Annotated in this window: 9 protein-coding genes; 6 read left to right on the forward strand and 3 right to left on the reverse strand. The window is 66.6% G+C overall.

Features of this window, described 5'->3' with window-relative positions:
- Positions 1-119 precede the first annotated feature (119 nt).
- Entirely contained in the window at positions 120-449 is a 330-nt protein-coding gene (gene trxA / locus ABE546_RS06400; RefSeq protein ID WP_019183509.1) for a thioredoxin TrxA, read from the forward strand.
- A gap of 221 nt (positions 450-670) precedes the next feature.
- Complete coding sequence (gene rho, locus ABE546_RS06405; RefSeq protein ID WP_313211332.1) at positions 671-2467, forward strand: transcription termination factor Rho; 1797 nt, start codon at positions 671-673, stop codon at positions 2465-2467.
- A gap of 132 nt (positions 2468-2599) precedes the next feature.
- Here the strand turns inward: rho and ABE546_RS06410 are convergent, their stop codons facing one another.
- Positions 2600-5131, reverse strand: a complete 2532-nt coding sequence (locus ABE546_RS06410; RefSeq protein WP_346462981.1) for a glycoside hydrolase family 3 N-terminal domain-containing protein — start codon at positions 5129-5131, stop codon at positions 2600-2602.
- 389 nt (positions 5132-5520) lie between these two features.
- Between ABE546_RS06410 and ABE546_RS06415 the strand changes: the two genes are divergently transcribed.
- Complete coding sequence (locus ABE546_RS06415) at positions 5521-6528, forward strand: LacI family DNA-binding transcriptional regulator (RefSeq protein WP_346462982.1); 1008 nt, start codon at positions 5521-5523, stop codon at positions 6526-6528.
- Positions 6529-6537: 9 nt separating this feature from the next.
- Here ABE546_RS06415 and ABE546_RS06420 read toward each other — a convergent pair whose 3' ends face one another.
- A complete protein-coding gene (locus ABE546_RS06420) occupies positions 6538-7815 on the reverse strand; it encodes a sugar MFS transporter (protein ID WP_346462983.1) in 1278 nt (425 codons plus the stop codon).
- Positions 7816-8236: 421 nt separating this feature from the next.
- Between ABE546_RS06420 and ABE546_RS06425 the strand changes: the two genes are divergently transcribed.
- From ABE546_RS06425 to ABE546_RS06435, 3 genes are all read left to right on the forward strand, one after another.
- Positions 8237-11248 (forward strand): TonB-dependent receptor, encoded by a 3012-nt coding sequence (locus tag ABE546_RS06425; protein ID WP_346462984.1) that lies wholly within the window; start codon positions 8237-8239, stop codon positions 11246-11248.
- 111 nt (positions 11249-11359) lie between these two features.
- Positions 11360-12376 carry a cupin-like domain-containing protein gene (locus ABE546_RS06430; protein ID WP_346462985.1) on the forward strand — a complete coding sequence of 339 codons (1017 nt, stop codon included), beginning with the start codon at positions 11360-11362 and terminating at the stop codon, positions 12374-12376.
- Between the two features lie 174 nt (positions 12377-12550).
- A complete protein-coding gene (locus ABE546_RS06435; protein ID WP_313211338.1) occupies positions 12551-14137 on the forward strand; it encodes a sensor domain-containing diguanylate cyclase in 1587 nt (528 codons plus the stop codon).
- A 42-nt stretch (positions 14138-14179) separates the two neighbouring features.
- On the opposite strand, the gene ABE546_RS06440 is transcribed toward ABE546_RS06435, so the two are convergent.
- Entirely contained in the window at positions 14180-15037 is an 858-nt protein-coding gene (locus ABE546_RS06440) for a protein tonB (RefSeq protein WP_313219447.1), read from the reverse strand.
- Between the last annotated feature and the right edge of the window lie 4 nt (positions 15038-15041).

Genomic DNA, 15041 nt, shown 5'->3' on the forward strand with positions numbered 1-15041 from the left:
GAACGCACCGCTGGCCGCCCGCGGCCACGAGGCACCAGACGAGGGTGACGCCCGGTCGGCGTTGCCCAAATTCAACTTCCTCCGGCCCTGCCGGGTGCATTACCAGACGAGAAACCAAGATGAGCGACAAGGTTGTACATGTCGGCGACGCCGACTTTGATAGCGCAGTGCTGAATTCCAAGGAACCGGTGCTGGTCGATTTCTGGGCCGAATGGTGTGGTCCCTGCAAGATGATCGCCCCGGCGCTGGATGAACTGGCCGACGCCTACAACGGTCGCGCCAAGATCGCCAAGGTCAACGTGGATCAGAACCGCGCCCTGGCTGCCAAGTACCACGTGCGCTCGATCCCGATGCTGCTGGTGTTCAAGGACGGCGAAGTCCAGGCCCAGCAGATCGGTGCCGTCGGCAAGGCCCAGCTGGCCGGCATGCTCGACAAGGCCCTGGCCTGATCGCAGCAGGCAGCCGGCCCGTCCGGCTGCCACGCGGGCCCGTCGCCCGCATGAATGACCCTGCCCCACCCGGCTTGCGCGCCGCCGCGAGCCGGTGTTAGTGTCGGCATATCCGGCCGCATTCGCGCGCCGCATCTTCTGGACGCAGTTTCCTTCCAGATCCTTTCCCAACGTTCGCCGCCCTGCCGGGCGCTCGCACCTTCTAGCGAGGAATCCAGCACTTGTCCGATATCACTACTTCCGAACCCGGGAGCGCCGACGCGCCCGCCGAGAAGCGCGTGCGCAAGCCGCGCGTCGCCAAGGCCGCCGCCAACACCGCTGCCGACGCAGGTTCTCCCCCCTCACAACCCGCTCTGCCTCTGGCTGCCGCGTCTGACGCGCCGGCGCCGGCTGCTGCTCCTTCGGCAGCCCCGCAGGCATCGGCACCGGCAGCCCCTGCCGGTGGCGACGCATCGCCCTCGCAGGGCGGTGGTCAGCAGGACACCGGCGACGGTGGCCAGCGCAACCAGAACGGCCGCAACCAGAACCCGCAGGGCGGGCAGAACCCGTACCAGCAGGGTCAGGGCCAGAACCAGGGCCAAGGCCAAGGCCAAGGCCAGGGTCAGGGCCAAGGCAACCGCCGCGACCGTTTCCGCAATCGCCGTGACCGCAACCGCGGTGGCGATCGCTACAACGACGACGGCATGCCGCAGGACAACGGCGAACAGCAGCCGTTCGTGCGCAGCCAGCAGGCCAACGTGCCCGAAGGCTTCCCGGTCTATTCGCTGAGTGACCTCAAGCGCATGCCGGCACAGAAGCTGCTGGAAATCGCCGAACAGCTGCAGATCTCCGAAGGCGTGGCCCGTGCCCGCAAGCAGGACGTGATCTTCGCCCTGCTCAAGGTGCTGACCCGTCATGGCGACGGCGTTGCCGCCGACGGCGTGCTGGAAATCCTGCCGGACGGCTTCGGCTTCCTGCGCGCGGCCGAAGCCAGCTACCTGGCCGGCCCGGACGATACCTACATTTCGCCCAGCCAGATCCGCCGCTTCAACCTGCGCACCGGCGACCACCTGTCCGGCCGCATCCGCTTCCCGAAGGACGGCGAGCGCTACTTCGCGCTGTCGATCGTGGACACCATCAACGGTGAGCCGCTGGAAGCGTCCAAGAACAAGGTGCTGTTCGAGAACCTGACCCCGCTGTTCCCGCGCAAGCGCTTCACCCTGGAACGCGGCAACGGTTCGTCCGAAGACATCACCGGCCGCATCCTCGATCTGATGGCACCGCAGGGCAAGGGTCAGCGTTCGCTGATCGTCTCCCAGCCCAAGGCCGGCAAGACGATGATGATGCAGCAGGTGGCCACGGCGATCACTACCAATCATCCGGACGTGCACCTGATCGTGCTGCTGATCGATGAGCGCCCGGAAGAAGTGACGGAAATGCAGCGCACCGTGCGCGGCGAAGTCATCAGCTCCACCTTCGACGAACCGGCTGCGCGCCACGTGCAGGTCGCCGAAATGGTAATCGAGCGGGCCAAGCGCCTGGTCGAGCACAAGAAGGACGTGGTGATCCTGCTCGACTCGATCACCCGCCTGGCGCGTGCCTACAACAACGTGGTGCCCAGCTCCGGCAAGGTGCTCACCGGTGGTGTGGACGCCAACGCCCTGCACCGTCCGAAGCGCTTCTTCGGCGCGGCGCGTAACGTGGAGGAAGGCGGCAGCCTGACCATCATCGCTACCGCGCTGGTCGATACCGGCAGCAAGATGGACGAGGTGATCTACGAAGAGTTCAAGGGCACCGGCAACAGCGAAGTGCACCTGAGCCGTCGCATCTCCGAAAAGCGCGTGTTCCCGGCGATCGACATCAACCGCTCGGGTACCCGCCGCGAAGATCTGCTGATCGAACCGGAACTGCTGCAGAAGATCTGGATCCTGCGCAAGCTGCTGCATCCGATGGATGAAATGGCCGCAATGGAATTCCTGCTCGACAAGATGAAGAACACCAAGTCCAACGACGAGTTCTTCGGTTCGATGAAGCGCTGATCGGCGCAGCATCCGGACAGAAAGAGGCCCCGCATTGCGGGGTCTTTTTCGTTGAGAGGGTGCCCGGGTAGTGCCGGCCGCTGGCCGGCTCCACGCATCCTCCGCCGAACGCCGGCCGGGCAGAGCCCGGCTCTACGGGCAGCGCACCACGCCCGGCGCCTTGTCTGCATTCACCGACACGCGCACCTGGGTAAACGCCGCCGCAAACGGCGTGTCGGCGCTCACCACGAACGGCGCTTCCACCGCGCCCAGGTCCACGCCGCGTTTGGCAAAGCACGCCAGCGGCACGGTCACGGTCTGCTTCTGGCCCGGTGCCAGCGTGGTCAGCAGCGGCGCGATATCCACGCCGCCGTCGCAGCCGGTGCCGCACTGCATGCTCACCGTCACCGGCGATGTCGGGCGCTGCACCAGCTGCAGGTCGAACTGCAGCGCGCCGTGGTTGCGCGCCAGCGCGCCCAGGTTGCGCCGCGAGGTGCTGCGCGCGATCAACTGCGCCGGTGCCAGCCACGTGACTTCCTTCGCGTCCTGCTGGGTGTTGACCTGCACGGTGCGCACCTGCACCACTGGCGCGGCGGCCGGCCAGCGCAGCGTGGCGTTGAGGTCGTTGCCCAGCGGCTGGGTCGCGCCGCCGGCCGCCACATGCAGCGCGAACGGTGGCGTGTCAGCCCGGTTGAAGATCGGCAGGGTGGTCACCTCGCCGCAGTTGTCCGGATTGGCTTCGGGAAGACGCGTCAGCGTGCCGGGCGAGCTGTAGGCCAGGCCGTGACCCAGCGCGAACAGCGGCGGACGCTTCGGGTCCGGCCGGTCGATCGGTGCCGGGCAGGGAACGCCCGGCCACGGGAAGCTCAGGCGCCCGCGGAAATCATGCACGGGCTTGCCATCCTTGCCGGCCACCAGCACATCGGTGATGCCCCTGCCCTCGGTGCCCGGCAGCCACGCCGCCACGAAGGCCTGCGATTGGTTGAGCAGGTCGTTGGTGTACATCGGGCGCCCGGAGAAGTACACGGTCACCACCGGCTTGCCACTGGCCTGGGCCGCGCGCAGCACCGCCAGATCCTGCGGATAGGCGCGGCTGTGGCTGACCGAATCAGAGGCCAGGATGTCGCCGTTGGTCTCGGCGTACGGCGTCTCGCCAATCACCGCCACCACCACATCGAACCGGGTGGGATCCAGCGCGGTGGCATCAGCGCTGTAGGCAACGTTCTGTGTGCCCAGCTCGGCACGCAACGCCCCCAGCACCGAATCAGCGTGGGGGAAATCGGCATTGCGGTTCTCGGTGCCCTGCCAGGTCAGCGACCAGCCGCCGGACTGATCGGACAGGTTGTCGGCACTCTTGCCGACCACCATGACGCGTGCATCGCGGCGCAGCGGCAGAACCTTCGCATCGTTCTTGAGCAGCACCAGCGACTCGCGCACCGCCTGGCGCGCCAGCTCACGGTGCTGCACGGCAGCGACATCACCGGCGTAGCGGCTGTCCGACGGCTTGTGATCGAACAGGCCTGCACGCAGCTTCACGCGCAGGATGCGGGTGACTGCATCGTCGATGCGCGCCATCGGGATCTCCCCGCGCTCCACCTGGGCCATGGTGCTGGCGATGAAGGCCTTCCAGTCGTCGGGCACCATCACCATGTCGATGCCGGCGTTGATCGCCTGCGCGCAGCTGTCGTTGCGGCAGCCCGGCACCTGGGCGATGCCGTTCCAGTCGGACACGACGAAACCGTCGAAGCCCATCTTCTCTTTCAGCGCACCGGTCAGCAGGGCTTTGTTGCCGTGCATCTTGCCGTAGTCGACCCCGCCACTGCGGTCGTTCCAGCTGTTGAACGACGCCATCACCGTCTGCACGCCTTCGCCGAGCGCGCCGTAGTAGCCCTGCCCGTGCACGTTGATCATCGTGGCCTTGTCGACCAGCGCCTCACCCTGGTCGCGGCCGTTGTCGGTCGCGCCATCGCCGATGTAGTGCTTGGCCGTGGCGACCACGTTGCCGTCATCGCCGAAACGTCCCTGCGCGCCCTTGACGTAGGCCTGTGCGAAGGCGCGGATCACATGTGGATCGGAGGAATAGCTTTCGTAGGTACGGCCCCAGCGCGGATCGTGCGCCACCGCCAGGGTCGGCGCGAACACCCAGTCGATGCCGGTCGCGCGCACCGCGTGTGCGGTGGCCTGGCCGATCCGCTCGATCAGGGCGGCATCGCCCGCCGCGCCCAGGCCGATGTTGTGCGGGAACAGCGTGGCGCCGTAGACGTTGTTGTGACCGTGCACCGCATCGGTGCCCCAGATCACCGGGATCGGCGTGCGTGCATCGGTGGCCAGCGAGGCCGCGCGATAGGCATCGGCCAGTTGCAGCCACTGCGCCACCGTGGCGTGCTTGTCCATGCCCGGCCAGGAGCCGCCACCATTGAGAACCGAGCCGATGTAGTACTGGCGGACCTCATCGGGCGTGATCATCTTGATCTCGGGCTGGGTCATCTGGCCCACCTTCTGCGCCAGCGTCATCTCCGCCACGATTTCCCGCACCCGCGCCTCAAGCGCGGCATCCGGCGCGATCGCGCTGGTCACGTGGGGCCAGTCCTGCAGGCGTTCACCGGTGGCCGGTGCGGCACCGGCCGTCGAGGCCAGCGCGGCCAGCAGGCAGGTGGCGAGAATCGTCTTGTTGGAGCTGGTCACTGGACATCTTCCTCTGATGAAATACGCGCGAACGGGACGGGCGCGACCGCAGCCGGGCACCGCTCGCGCTGCGATGTCGATGGCCGGCGGGGTAGCGATACTGCGTCGGTCAGCGCCCCTGTCTGACAGCGCTGTCATATAAGCCCATGGCAACGCTGTCAACCGCGGTCGGGCAGGGTTGCGGCCGAAGTCCCGCTGCAGCAGGGATCGCCGGCGCAGCGTGTGTCCGCCCCTCCCGTGAACTGCTGCATCGCGGCATGGAAAAACACGAACCCGCCACGCACGTCGCCGGCATGGCAACATCCGCCTGCATCGGCAACATCGATGTGACACACCCGCACTACCATCGGCATCTGCCCGCCCGCCCCTCCAAGAGGAACCCCCGCACCATGCGTAGTCGTATCGAGGATGTCGCCGCCGTTGCGGGTGTATCGATCAAGACGGTGTCCCGCGTGCTCAACAACGAGCCCAACGTGCGCGTGGAAACCCGCGACCGCGTACTGGCCGCGGTGGCCCGCCTCGGCTACAAACCCAATCTCTCGGCGCGCAGCCTGGCCGGTCAGCGCTCGTATGCGCTGGCGCTGGTCTACAACAACCCCTCGCGCAATTACCTGATGGAAATCCAGAACGGGATGCTGGAGGCGTGCCACGCCAACCACTACAACCTGATCCTGGGCCCGGTCGGCACCGCGCGCCGCACCTTGCCCGATCTGGCCGCGCTGTTCGAGAATTCGCGCCCCGACGGGGTGGTGCTGATCCCGCCACTGACCGACGACGCAGTAGTGCTGGCCTATCTGGAAGAACACGAAATTCCGTATGCCTCCATTGCGCCGCGGCACCCCGAAGGCTGCATCGGCGTGCGCATGGACGAGACCACGGCGGTGGTCGAACTGATCGGCCACCTGGTCGCGCAGGGCCACCGCCGCATCGGCCACATCAAGGGCCCGCGCGCGCATGGCGCCTGCCAGTGGCGCCACGCCGGCTATCGCCAGGCGCTGCGCCAGTACGGGATCGAGTACGACCCGGCGCTGGTGGTCAACGGCCAGTTCTCGTTCGAATCCGGCATCCACGCGGCCAACGCCCTGTTGGATCTGGCAGCGCCACCCACGGCGATCTTCGCCGCCAACGACGACATGGCCGCCGCAGTGTTCCGCGTCGCCGGCCAACGCGGCCTGCGCATCCCCCGGGACCTGTCGGTCTGCGGCTTCGATGACACCCCGATCGCCGGGCATATCTACCCGGCGCTGACCACGGTGCGGCAGCCGACCGCCGCCATGGGGCGGCTGGCCACCGAGCAGTTGATCGATCACATCCGCTCGCCGGACGCCGGCACCATGATCACCGTCGATCACGCGGTGCTGGTGCGCGAATCCACGCACCCACCGCGTCGCCGCTGACCGCCTGCCTCAGCCGCTGTGGCGCGAACCGCGCCACGCGTAGAACGCAATGAACAGGTAGCACAGCATCGGCAGCAGGAAGGACACCTGCAGCCCATGATGGTCGGCCAGCCAACCCATCGCCAGCGGGATCACCGCCCCACCGACGATCGCCATCACCAGCAGGCTCGATGCCTGGCCGGTCAGCGTACCGAGGCGGGCAATCGCCAACGCGAAGATGGTCGGGAACATGATCGAATTGAACAGGCCGATGCTGACCACACTCCACTTGGCCAGGTTGCCGCTGGCCAGCATCGTCACCGCCAGCAGGGCCATGACGATCAACGCGAAGACCCCCAGCATGCGGCGCGGATCCAGACGGGTCAGCAATGCCGCACCGAGCAGACGCCCGACCAGCGCGCCGCCCCAGTACAAGGACACGTAGCGCGTGGCTTCCTGCTCGGTCAGCCCCTCACCGATACCCGGCATCGAAAGGAAGTTGACCAGCACGCTACCGATCGAGACTTCCGCACCCACATAGAAGAAGATCGCCAGCACGCCATAGCGCAGGTGGCGGTGGCGCAGCGCATCGCGCAGGCGGCCCCTGCCGGTGGCAGCCTCGCCTTCCACGCCGGGAATGGTCGGCAGGCGGAACATCCAGATCGCCACCGCCAGCACGAACAGCGCCACTGCCAGGCCGAAGTACGGCACCTGCACCGATTGCGCTTCAGCAGCGCGATACGCGAGCGCTTCAGCGTGCGGCAGCAGCGCCAGCTCATCGGCCGTGCGCGGCGCGGCCGAGAGGATCAGCAGGCCACCGAACAGCGGCGCGATGGTGGTGCCCAGCGCATTCATCGATTGCGCCAACGTCAGCCGGCTGGAACTGGTCTGTTCCGGCCCGAGCAGCGCAACGTAGGGATTGGCGGCCACCTGCAGCACGGTGATGCCGGTGGCCAGCACGAACAGCGCGCCGAGGAACAGGCCGTACACATGCGCCTGCGCGGCCGGCCAGAACAGCAACGCGCCCACACCGGCAATGGCCAGCCCGGCCACGATGCCGCGCTTGTAACCCACCGCCGCGACCAGGCGCCCGGCGGGGAGCGACATCAGGAAGTACGCACCGAAGAAGGTGAACTGGACCAGCATCGCCTGCACCCAGGTCAGGGCGAACGCCGCCTTGAGGTGCGGGATCAGGATGTCGTTGAGGCAGGTGAGGAAGCCCCACATGAAAAAGATGGCGGTGACCACGGCCAGTGCAACGCCATTGCTTTGCACATGTTGTCCGCGGACGGCAGCAGGAGTGTCCATTGCATGTCCTTCCAGATTGGGAGTGCCGGCCAGTCGGCGGCCAGACATGGAACCTGCTTGGACCGCGATTGTCCAGCGCTGTCAGCAATCGGATCCGACGGTCGGCCGATGCTGCAGTGCACGCGCCCGAATGCCTTCGCGCAGTTTCGTTCTGCACTGCACAACAGATCAGCATCGCCATTCCGGCGGCCCACGTCCCCGCATAATCGAGCTACAACGCCCGTGCTGCAGTGTTTCCGCCGCGCGCGCAGCCGTCCCGACTGCAACGCACGACACAGCTCGGTGTCGGCCGCAAGCGCATCGCCACGTGCGTTTGTTGACAACGCTGTCAACCATGGCTCCAATCCGGGCCGTGCGCACTGGACCCCGCGCCGACACAACGCAGAACCGCCACGATCGAATTCCCTGGGGAGGGATCATCATGAAGACGTACAAGGCCGTACCCCGCAAGGCGATGCTCACCTCCGCACTTCTCGCTGTCCTGGCCGGCCCGGCCTGGGCGCAGGATCCTGCGGCCCGAGAGAACACCACGACGGCCCCCGATGGCGTCGATCCCACCACGCTGGATGCGGTGCAGGTCACCGGCATCCGTGGCAGCCTCACCTCGTCGATGAACCTCAAGCGCGACAGCCAGGGGGTGGTCGACGGCATCATTGCCGAGGACATCGGCAAGTTCCCGGATACCAACCTGGCCGAATCGCTGCAGCGCATCAGCGGCGTGTCGATCGACCGCACCTCCAGCGGCGAGGGCTCCAAAGTCACCGTGCGCGGCATCGGCCCGGACTACAACCTGGTGCTCCTGAACGGCCGGCAGATGCCGGCGTCCAACCTCGGCAACGGCGGTGCTGGCCTGAACGGTTCGCGATCGTTCGACTTTGCGAATATCGCCTCCGAATCGATTTCGGCCGTCGAGGTCTACAAGACCACCCGCGCCGACAATCCGACGGGCGGCATCGGCGCCACCATCAACATCAAGACGCTGCGTCCATTGGAGGCGGCGCCGGTCGTCAGCCTGGGCCTGAAGGCGGTGCACGACACCTCCAACGACAACGTGCCGCGCACGCTGCAAGGGTCCAACATCACCGGTGAGCTATCGGGCATCTTCAGCCAGACCTACGCCGACGGACGCTTCGGTGTTGCACTCAGTGCCAGCCATCAGGAACGCGACTCGGGCTTCAACCAGGCGACCGTGGCCGAAGGCTGGGCGACCCTTCGTGGCAGCGACACCACCGACTGGCGGGCGTTGCCACAACCAGGCACGGGCTATGCCGACCGGATCACCAACCGCCCGGGCGCCGATGATATCTATGGCCGCCCGCAGAACTCGGCCTACAACGTCAATGCGGTGCAGCGGCAGCGCACCAACGGGCAGGCCACGTTCCAGTGGAAGCCGCTGGACAACGTGACCACCACGCTGGACTACACCTATGTGGAAAACAAGGTCCAGCAGCAGCGCAGCGAACTGTCGGTGTGGTTCAACTATGGCCCTGGCGACAGCACCTGGACCAACGGCCCGGTTGCCGCGCCTATCGTCTACAGCGAAGACGTGGTCAACGGCGACGTGGCCATGGGCGGCATGAAGCTGGCGACCAAGAACAACATGGAAGCGGTGGGCTTCAACGTCGAGTGGGAGGTCAACGACGCGCTGGACCTGTCCTTCGACTACAACCGCGCCAGTGCCGAATCGCAGCCCGATGGCCCCTACGGCTCGGCGGGCGTGCTGGGCGTCGCCGCTTACGTGCGTGGCAAGACCACGGTGGATTACAGCGGCGACCTCCCCATCATCAACATCGCACTGCCTCCTGGCGGCATCCAGGCGTCGGATGCCCTGGTGACCGGCTCGGTCTTCCAGAACAGCTACAACAAGTCTGAAGTGGAGCAGCTGCAGGCCAAGGGCGTGTTCCGCTTTGCCGACTACTCCGCGCTGGATTTCGGCGTGGGCCACACCAAGGTGGACAATCGCTCGGCCGCGGCCATCATGCAGCGAGACAGCTGGGGTGGCGTCGGTACGCCTGCGGACTACGATGACAGCATCTGGTACGCCGATGACATGGGCAAGTACTTCAAGGCGTTCTCCGGCCACAACGATCCGCGCCTGACGGGCCAGTTCCTGGTCTTCGATTTCGACCGCCTGCGCGATCGTGCCGCCCAGGTGGCCAATGGCGTGGAGCCTGCCTGCCCCACCTGCTATGTCGCCCCGACGGAATACTCCGAGGACATCCGTACCACGGAAACGTCCAAGAGCGCTTACCTGCAATACCGCACTACCTTTGACTGGAACATGCCGCTGCATATCGCCGCGGGTGTGCGCTACGAACAAACCGAGGTGGAATCGCAGGCGCTGGTGCGCGTACCCACCTCCATCAGCTGGAATTCGCTCAACGAATTCAACATCACCTACGCCGAGGAAGGCGCCTTCGTGGGTGGCAAGGGCAAGTACGACTACATCCTGCCCAATGTCGACCTGAAGCTGGACCTGAGCGAATCGTTGGCGCTGCGCGGCAGCTACAGCCGCAGCCTCGGCCGTCCGGGCTGGACGCAGATCGAAAGCGGGCAGCGTCTGGACAACATCGTGCGCACCCAGGGCGGCACCGGCTCGCGTGGCAACCCGGCACTGGAGCCGTTGCTCTCGGACAACGTCGATCTCTCGCTGGAGTGGTACTACGGAGAGGCCAGCTACGCCTCGGTCGGCTTCTTCCGCAAGAACATCAAGAACTTCATCAGCAATACGATCGCGCGTGAGGATGCAGGCAGTCTGCACACCCCGGTGGGCGGCGCCTACTGGAACGAGGCACTGGCATCGGGCTGCGTGGCTACCGATACGGTGTGCCTCCGCAACTACATCTTCACCAACCATGCCGGCGACCCGGGCGTGACCTCCACCGGTGTCAACTCCGCCGGTCAGCTGACCGGCAGCATCGTCGGCCAGCCGGGTGATCCGATCGCCGGGTTTGATGTCACCCTGCCGGCCAACCAGCGTTCGGACCACCTCCAGGGTTGGGAAGTGGCCGTGCAGCACCTGTTCGGCCAGTCCGGCTTTGGCGTGGCGGCGAACTACACCAAGGTGAAATCCGGCCTGACCTTCGACAACCTCAGCCTGGGCGACCAGTATCCGATGATCGGCCTCAGCGATTCTGCCAACGCGGTGCTGTTCTACGACAAGAACGCCTGGCAGGTCCGTGCGGCCTACAACTGGCGCGACAAGTTCCTCAACGGCATCGGCGGCCAGGGGCCCAACCCGAACTACACCGAAGCCTACGGCCAGCTCGATCTCAACATCAGCTACGCGGTCAGCGACCAGCTGACGCTGAGTGTGGAGGCGATCAACCTGACCGACGAGACCATGCGCACCTACGCGCGCCATTCCAACATGCTGCGCTACGCCACCCAGACCGGGCCGCGTTACATGTTCGGCGTTCGCTACAAGTTCTGAGTCGGCTGTACCGACCCGCAGCACCGGAAGGCCGCGCTCACCCCGCGGCCTTTCGCTTCCGCCACCCCCGCGCTACCGTGGGCGCCACCCGCCTCTGCTATCAGGACGCCGATGTCTGCCATGCCCGGCCCGATCGAGGAACTGCATGATCTGGATCCGGCGCAGCTGCACGCGCAGTTGCCCGGCTGGACGACACCGAAAGTGATCCGCGGGCTGGTGGCGCAGTGGCCGCTGGTCAGCGCGGCGACGCAGTCCGCACAGGCGGCGGTCGCCCATCTCAAACAGTTCGACCACGGCACGATGCCGGTCACCGCCACCACGACGCCGCCGGAGGCCAAGGGGCGTGTGTTCTACAACGCCGACATGAGCGGCTTCAATTTCCGCCGCGAGCAGATTCCGTTGAAGGTCGTGCTCGACACCCTGCTCAAGTACGCCACCGCGCCGACGCCACCCTCGATCTACGTCGCCTCGACCACGCTGGACAGTTTCCTGCCCGGCTTCCGCCGGGCCAATGCACTTGCGCTCGGCGTGGACGATCCGCTGGCCAGTATCTGGATCGGCAACCGCTCGCGTATCGCCGCGCACCAGGACGTGCCGGACAACCTGGCCTGCGTGGCCGCCGGCCGCCGCCGGGTCACCCTGTTCCCGCCGGCGCAGGTGGGCAATCTGTATATCGGGCCACTGGACTTCACGCCGGCCGGGCAGGCCGTCAGCCTGGTCGACTTCGCCGCACCGGACCTGGCACGCTTCCCGCGCTTCAGCGAGGCGCTGGCCCACGCACAGGTGGCCGAACTCGGCCCCGGCGATGCGGTGTTCATCCCCTCGTTGTGGTGGCACCACATGGAGGGGCTGGAGGCGTTCAATGTACTGGTCAATTACTGGTGGCGGCCGGTGCCGGCGTGGCGGGATGCGCCGATGAACGCACTGATGCTATCGCTGCTGGCCATACGCGATCTGCCACCGGCACAGCGTGCGCATTGGCAGGCGATGTTCCAGCACTATGTCTTCGAGGCCGATGACCACACCGCCGCGCATATTCCCGAAACGGTGCGCGGCGTGCTCGGGCCACTCGACCAGGCCGGCGCCGATCATCTGCGCGGCGTGCTGCGCAAGCGCCTGGAGCGCTGAACGGGCCACCACGGCGGCGCCGACTTCACCCACGTGGGGGTGTAATCCGCAATAATCGCCGCCCAACGAGTTGTTGACCGCCCGGGGGCGGGGTCGTGCGCTCCTGACTGTTTCGCTGCTGCCGTTCCATCCGCATGTTCCGGTTGGTGCTGCACCCTGCCGCCCGTGAACCGCATGCGTCCGTTGTCCACCCGTCTGAACCTGGGCAAGTTGATCCTTGCCCTGGCCCTGCTCAGCGCGCTCATCGCGCTGGCCAATACCCTGCATGCCAGCTACCGCGTGCAGCGCGAGCAGCTGATCGGCAATACGCTGGAAGCCAACCGTGTGTATGCCAGCAAGCTGGCGGAGTCGACCCAGAACTTCGTTCTGTCAGCGCAGCAGCAGGTGGCCTACAGCGCCACCCTGCTCGGCCAGCGTGTGCATGATCGCAGCGAACTGGAAGCAGAAGCCGCACGCCTGCAGCTGCAGACCAACAGCTTCAACTCGGTGCTGATCGTGGATGCCGGCGGTACCGTGCTGGCGACCTCCCCACAGAGCCTGGCCCTGCAGGGCGTGCTGCTCAAGAGCGCCGGCAACCGCGATGCCCTGGAGCGCCGGGTCCCCTTCATCAGCGACCCCTACCAGGCCGCGACCGGGCGCCTGGTGGTGGCGATTTCGCATCCGATCTTCTCCGCGCAGGGGAGGTACCAGGGCTATGTCAGCGGCACGATCTACCTGCGCCAGCGCAGCATCCTGCAATCGCTGCTGGGCAAGCACTATTACCGCGATGGGTCCTACCTGTACGTCGTCGACCGCAACGGTCGCATCCTGTACCACATCGAACAGGACCGGGTCGGCCAGTTCGCGCTGGAGAACCCGGCCGTGCAGGCGGTGACCCGAGGCCACTCCGGCGCGCAGCAGGTACGCAACAGTCACGGCGTGCAGATGCTGGCCGGGTACGCGCCGGTGCCGAGCGTTGGCTGGGGCGTGGTGGCCCAGCGGCCGACCACCGCCACGCTGGCCTCACTGTCCAAGCTGATGTCGGCGGTGATCTGGAATGCGATTCCGCTGGGCATCCTGTCGCTGCTGATCACCTGGTGGTTCGCGCGGCGCATCTCGCTGCCGCTATGGCAGCTGGCGCGCAACGTGCAGAACCGCGACACCGGCATCGCGATCCGCCACGTCACCGGTATCCGGGCCTGGTACTACGAGGTCGCCCAGCTCAAAGCCGCCCTGCTGTACAGCTTCAACCTGCTGCAGGACCGCATCGGCAAGCTCAACCGCGCCAGCATGACCGATCCCCTTACCGGCCTGCAGAACCGGCGCGGCCTGCAGCAGGGGCTGGAAGACTGGCAGGCACGCGGCCAGCCATTCGGGATCATCGCGCTGGACATCGACCGCTTCAAAAGCATCAACGACCGCTTCGGTCATGCGGTCGGCGACGCCGTGATCCTGCGCATCGCGCAATTGATGCGCGATGGCTCACGCGACACCGATCTGCTCTGCCGCAACGGCGGTGAGGAGTTCCTGATCCTGTTGCCGGGCATCGATGCCCTCCATGCCGCGCAGGTGGCCGAGCGCCTGCGCATCCAGGTGGCCGCCGAAGTGTTCGAGCAGGTCGGCACGGTCACCGTGTCGCTGGGCGTGGCCCACTACCCGACCTATCACGATGATCCGCAGCAGGCGCTGCGGCTGGCCGACAAGGCCCTGTACATGGCCAAGGAACAGGGCCGCAACCGCACCGTGGTGTACCCGCAGCCTGAAGGCACGGGCACCAGTTGACACCGGGGTCGCGGGCGCAATGCGCCGCGGCCCCTGTCAGGCTCAGCTGCCCAGCGGGGTGCGCAGGCGCGGCGCGTTGGGGTCGCCGGCCAACGTAGCCGAGCCGTCGGTCAGCAGATCCGGCGAGAAGCCGGCGCTCTCCGGGCGTGTGGACCACGGGATGGCGTTGCGTGGTCCTGGAATGTAAGCGCGCCACTGCGCCAGGTCGTCAGGCATGGCGGTGTTGATCGCGAAACTGACCGGCACGCGGTAGGTGCGGAACGGCGCCTCCAGGCTGGCGTCCTCCGCGCTCAGCGGAAAGCGCCACTTGCGCGCGGCGTCAAGCGATGCCCTGCTCAGGCGACTGCGGATGAGATCCATCTGGGCTGCCGTCCCCGTGCTTCTCAGATTCACCTGCTCGGCAACCTGGTCGACCACACGCCCTTCCCGGTCAACCTTCAGGGCGAGGTACACGGTGCCCTGCCCACCCACGCGGAACACGTCGGCGGGGTAGCGCGGGGGTGGCGTACGCACCCTGGATTTGATTTCCCGTCCCGAAGCATCCTTCCGGGCGCCATCGAAATGTGCACTGATCAGCCGCACGTTGAAGGTATCGTTCGCACCCGGCTGGGCGACGACACGTACGGTCATCCGCGCATCCATCGGTACCGGGGCGCCGTCACGCACATTCGGCTCGAATTCCCAGTTCTTCACGGTGTCACGCACCAGCGTGGCCACTGCCTCCGGAAGCAGGTCCTGCTTGTCGATCTCCAGCGCAGTGATGCGGCCGTCGTCGCCAATGGCGAGGGTGCCCTCGACCCGCATCCCCATTTCCACCGGCACATCGGCCGACGGCTTGGCCGCGTGCGCTGGCGCTGCTGCCAGCACCAGTGCCACGGCGATTGCCTTGATGATGTCCATCGCG

Origin of the sequence: Stenotrophomonas sp. TWI377, from assembly GCF_039674525.1 — a bacterium.
Taxonomy (GTDB): domain Bacteria; phylum Pseudomonadota; class Gammaproteobacteria; order Xanthomonadales; family Xanthomonadaceae; genus Stenotrophomonas.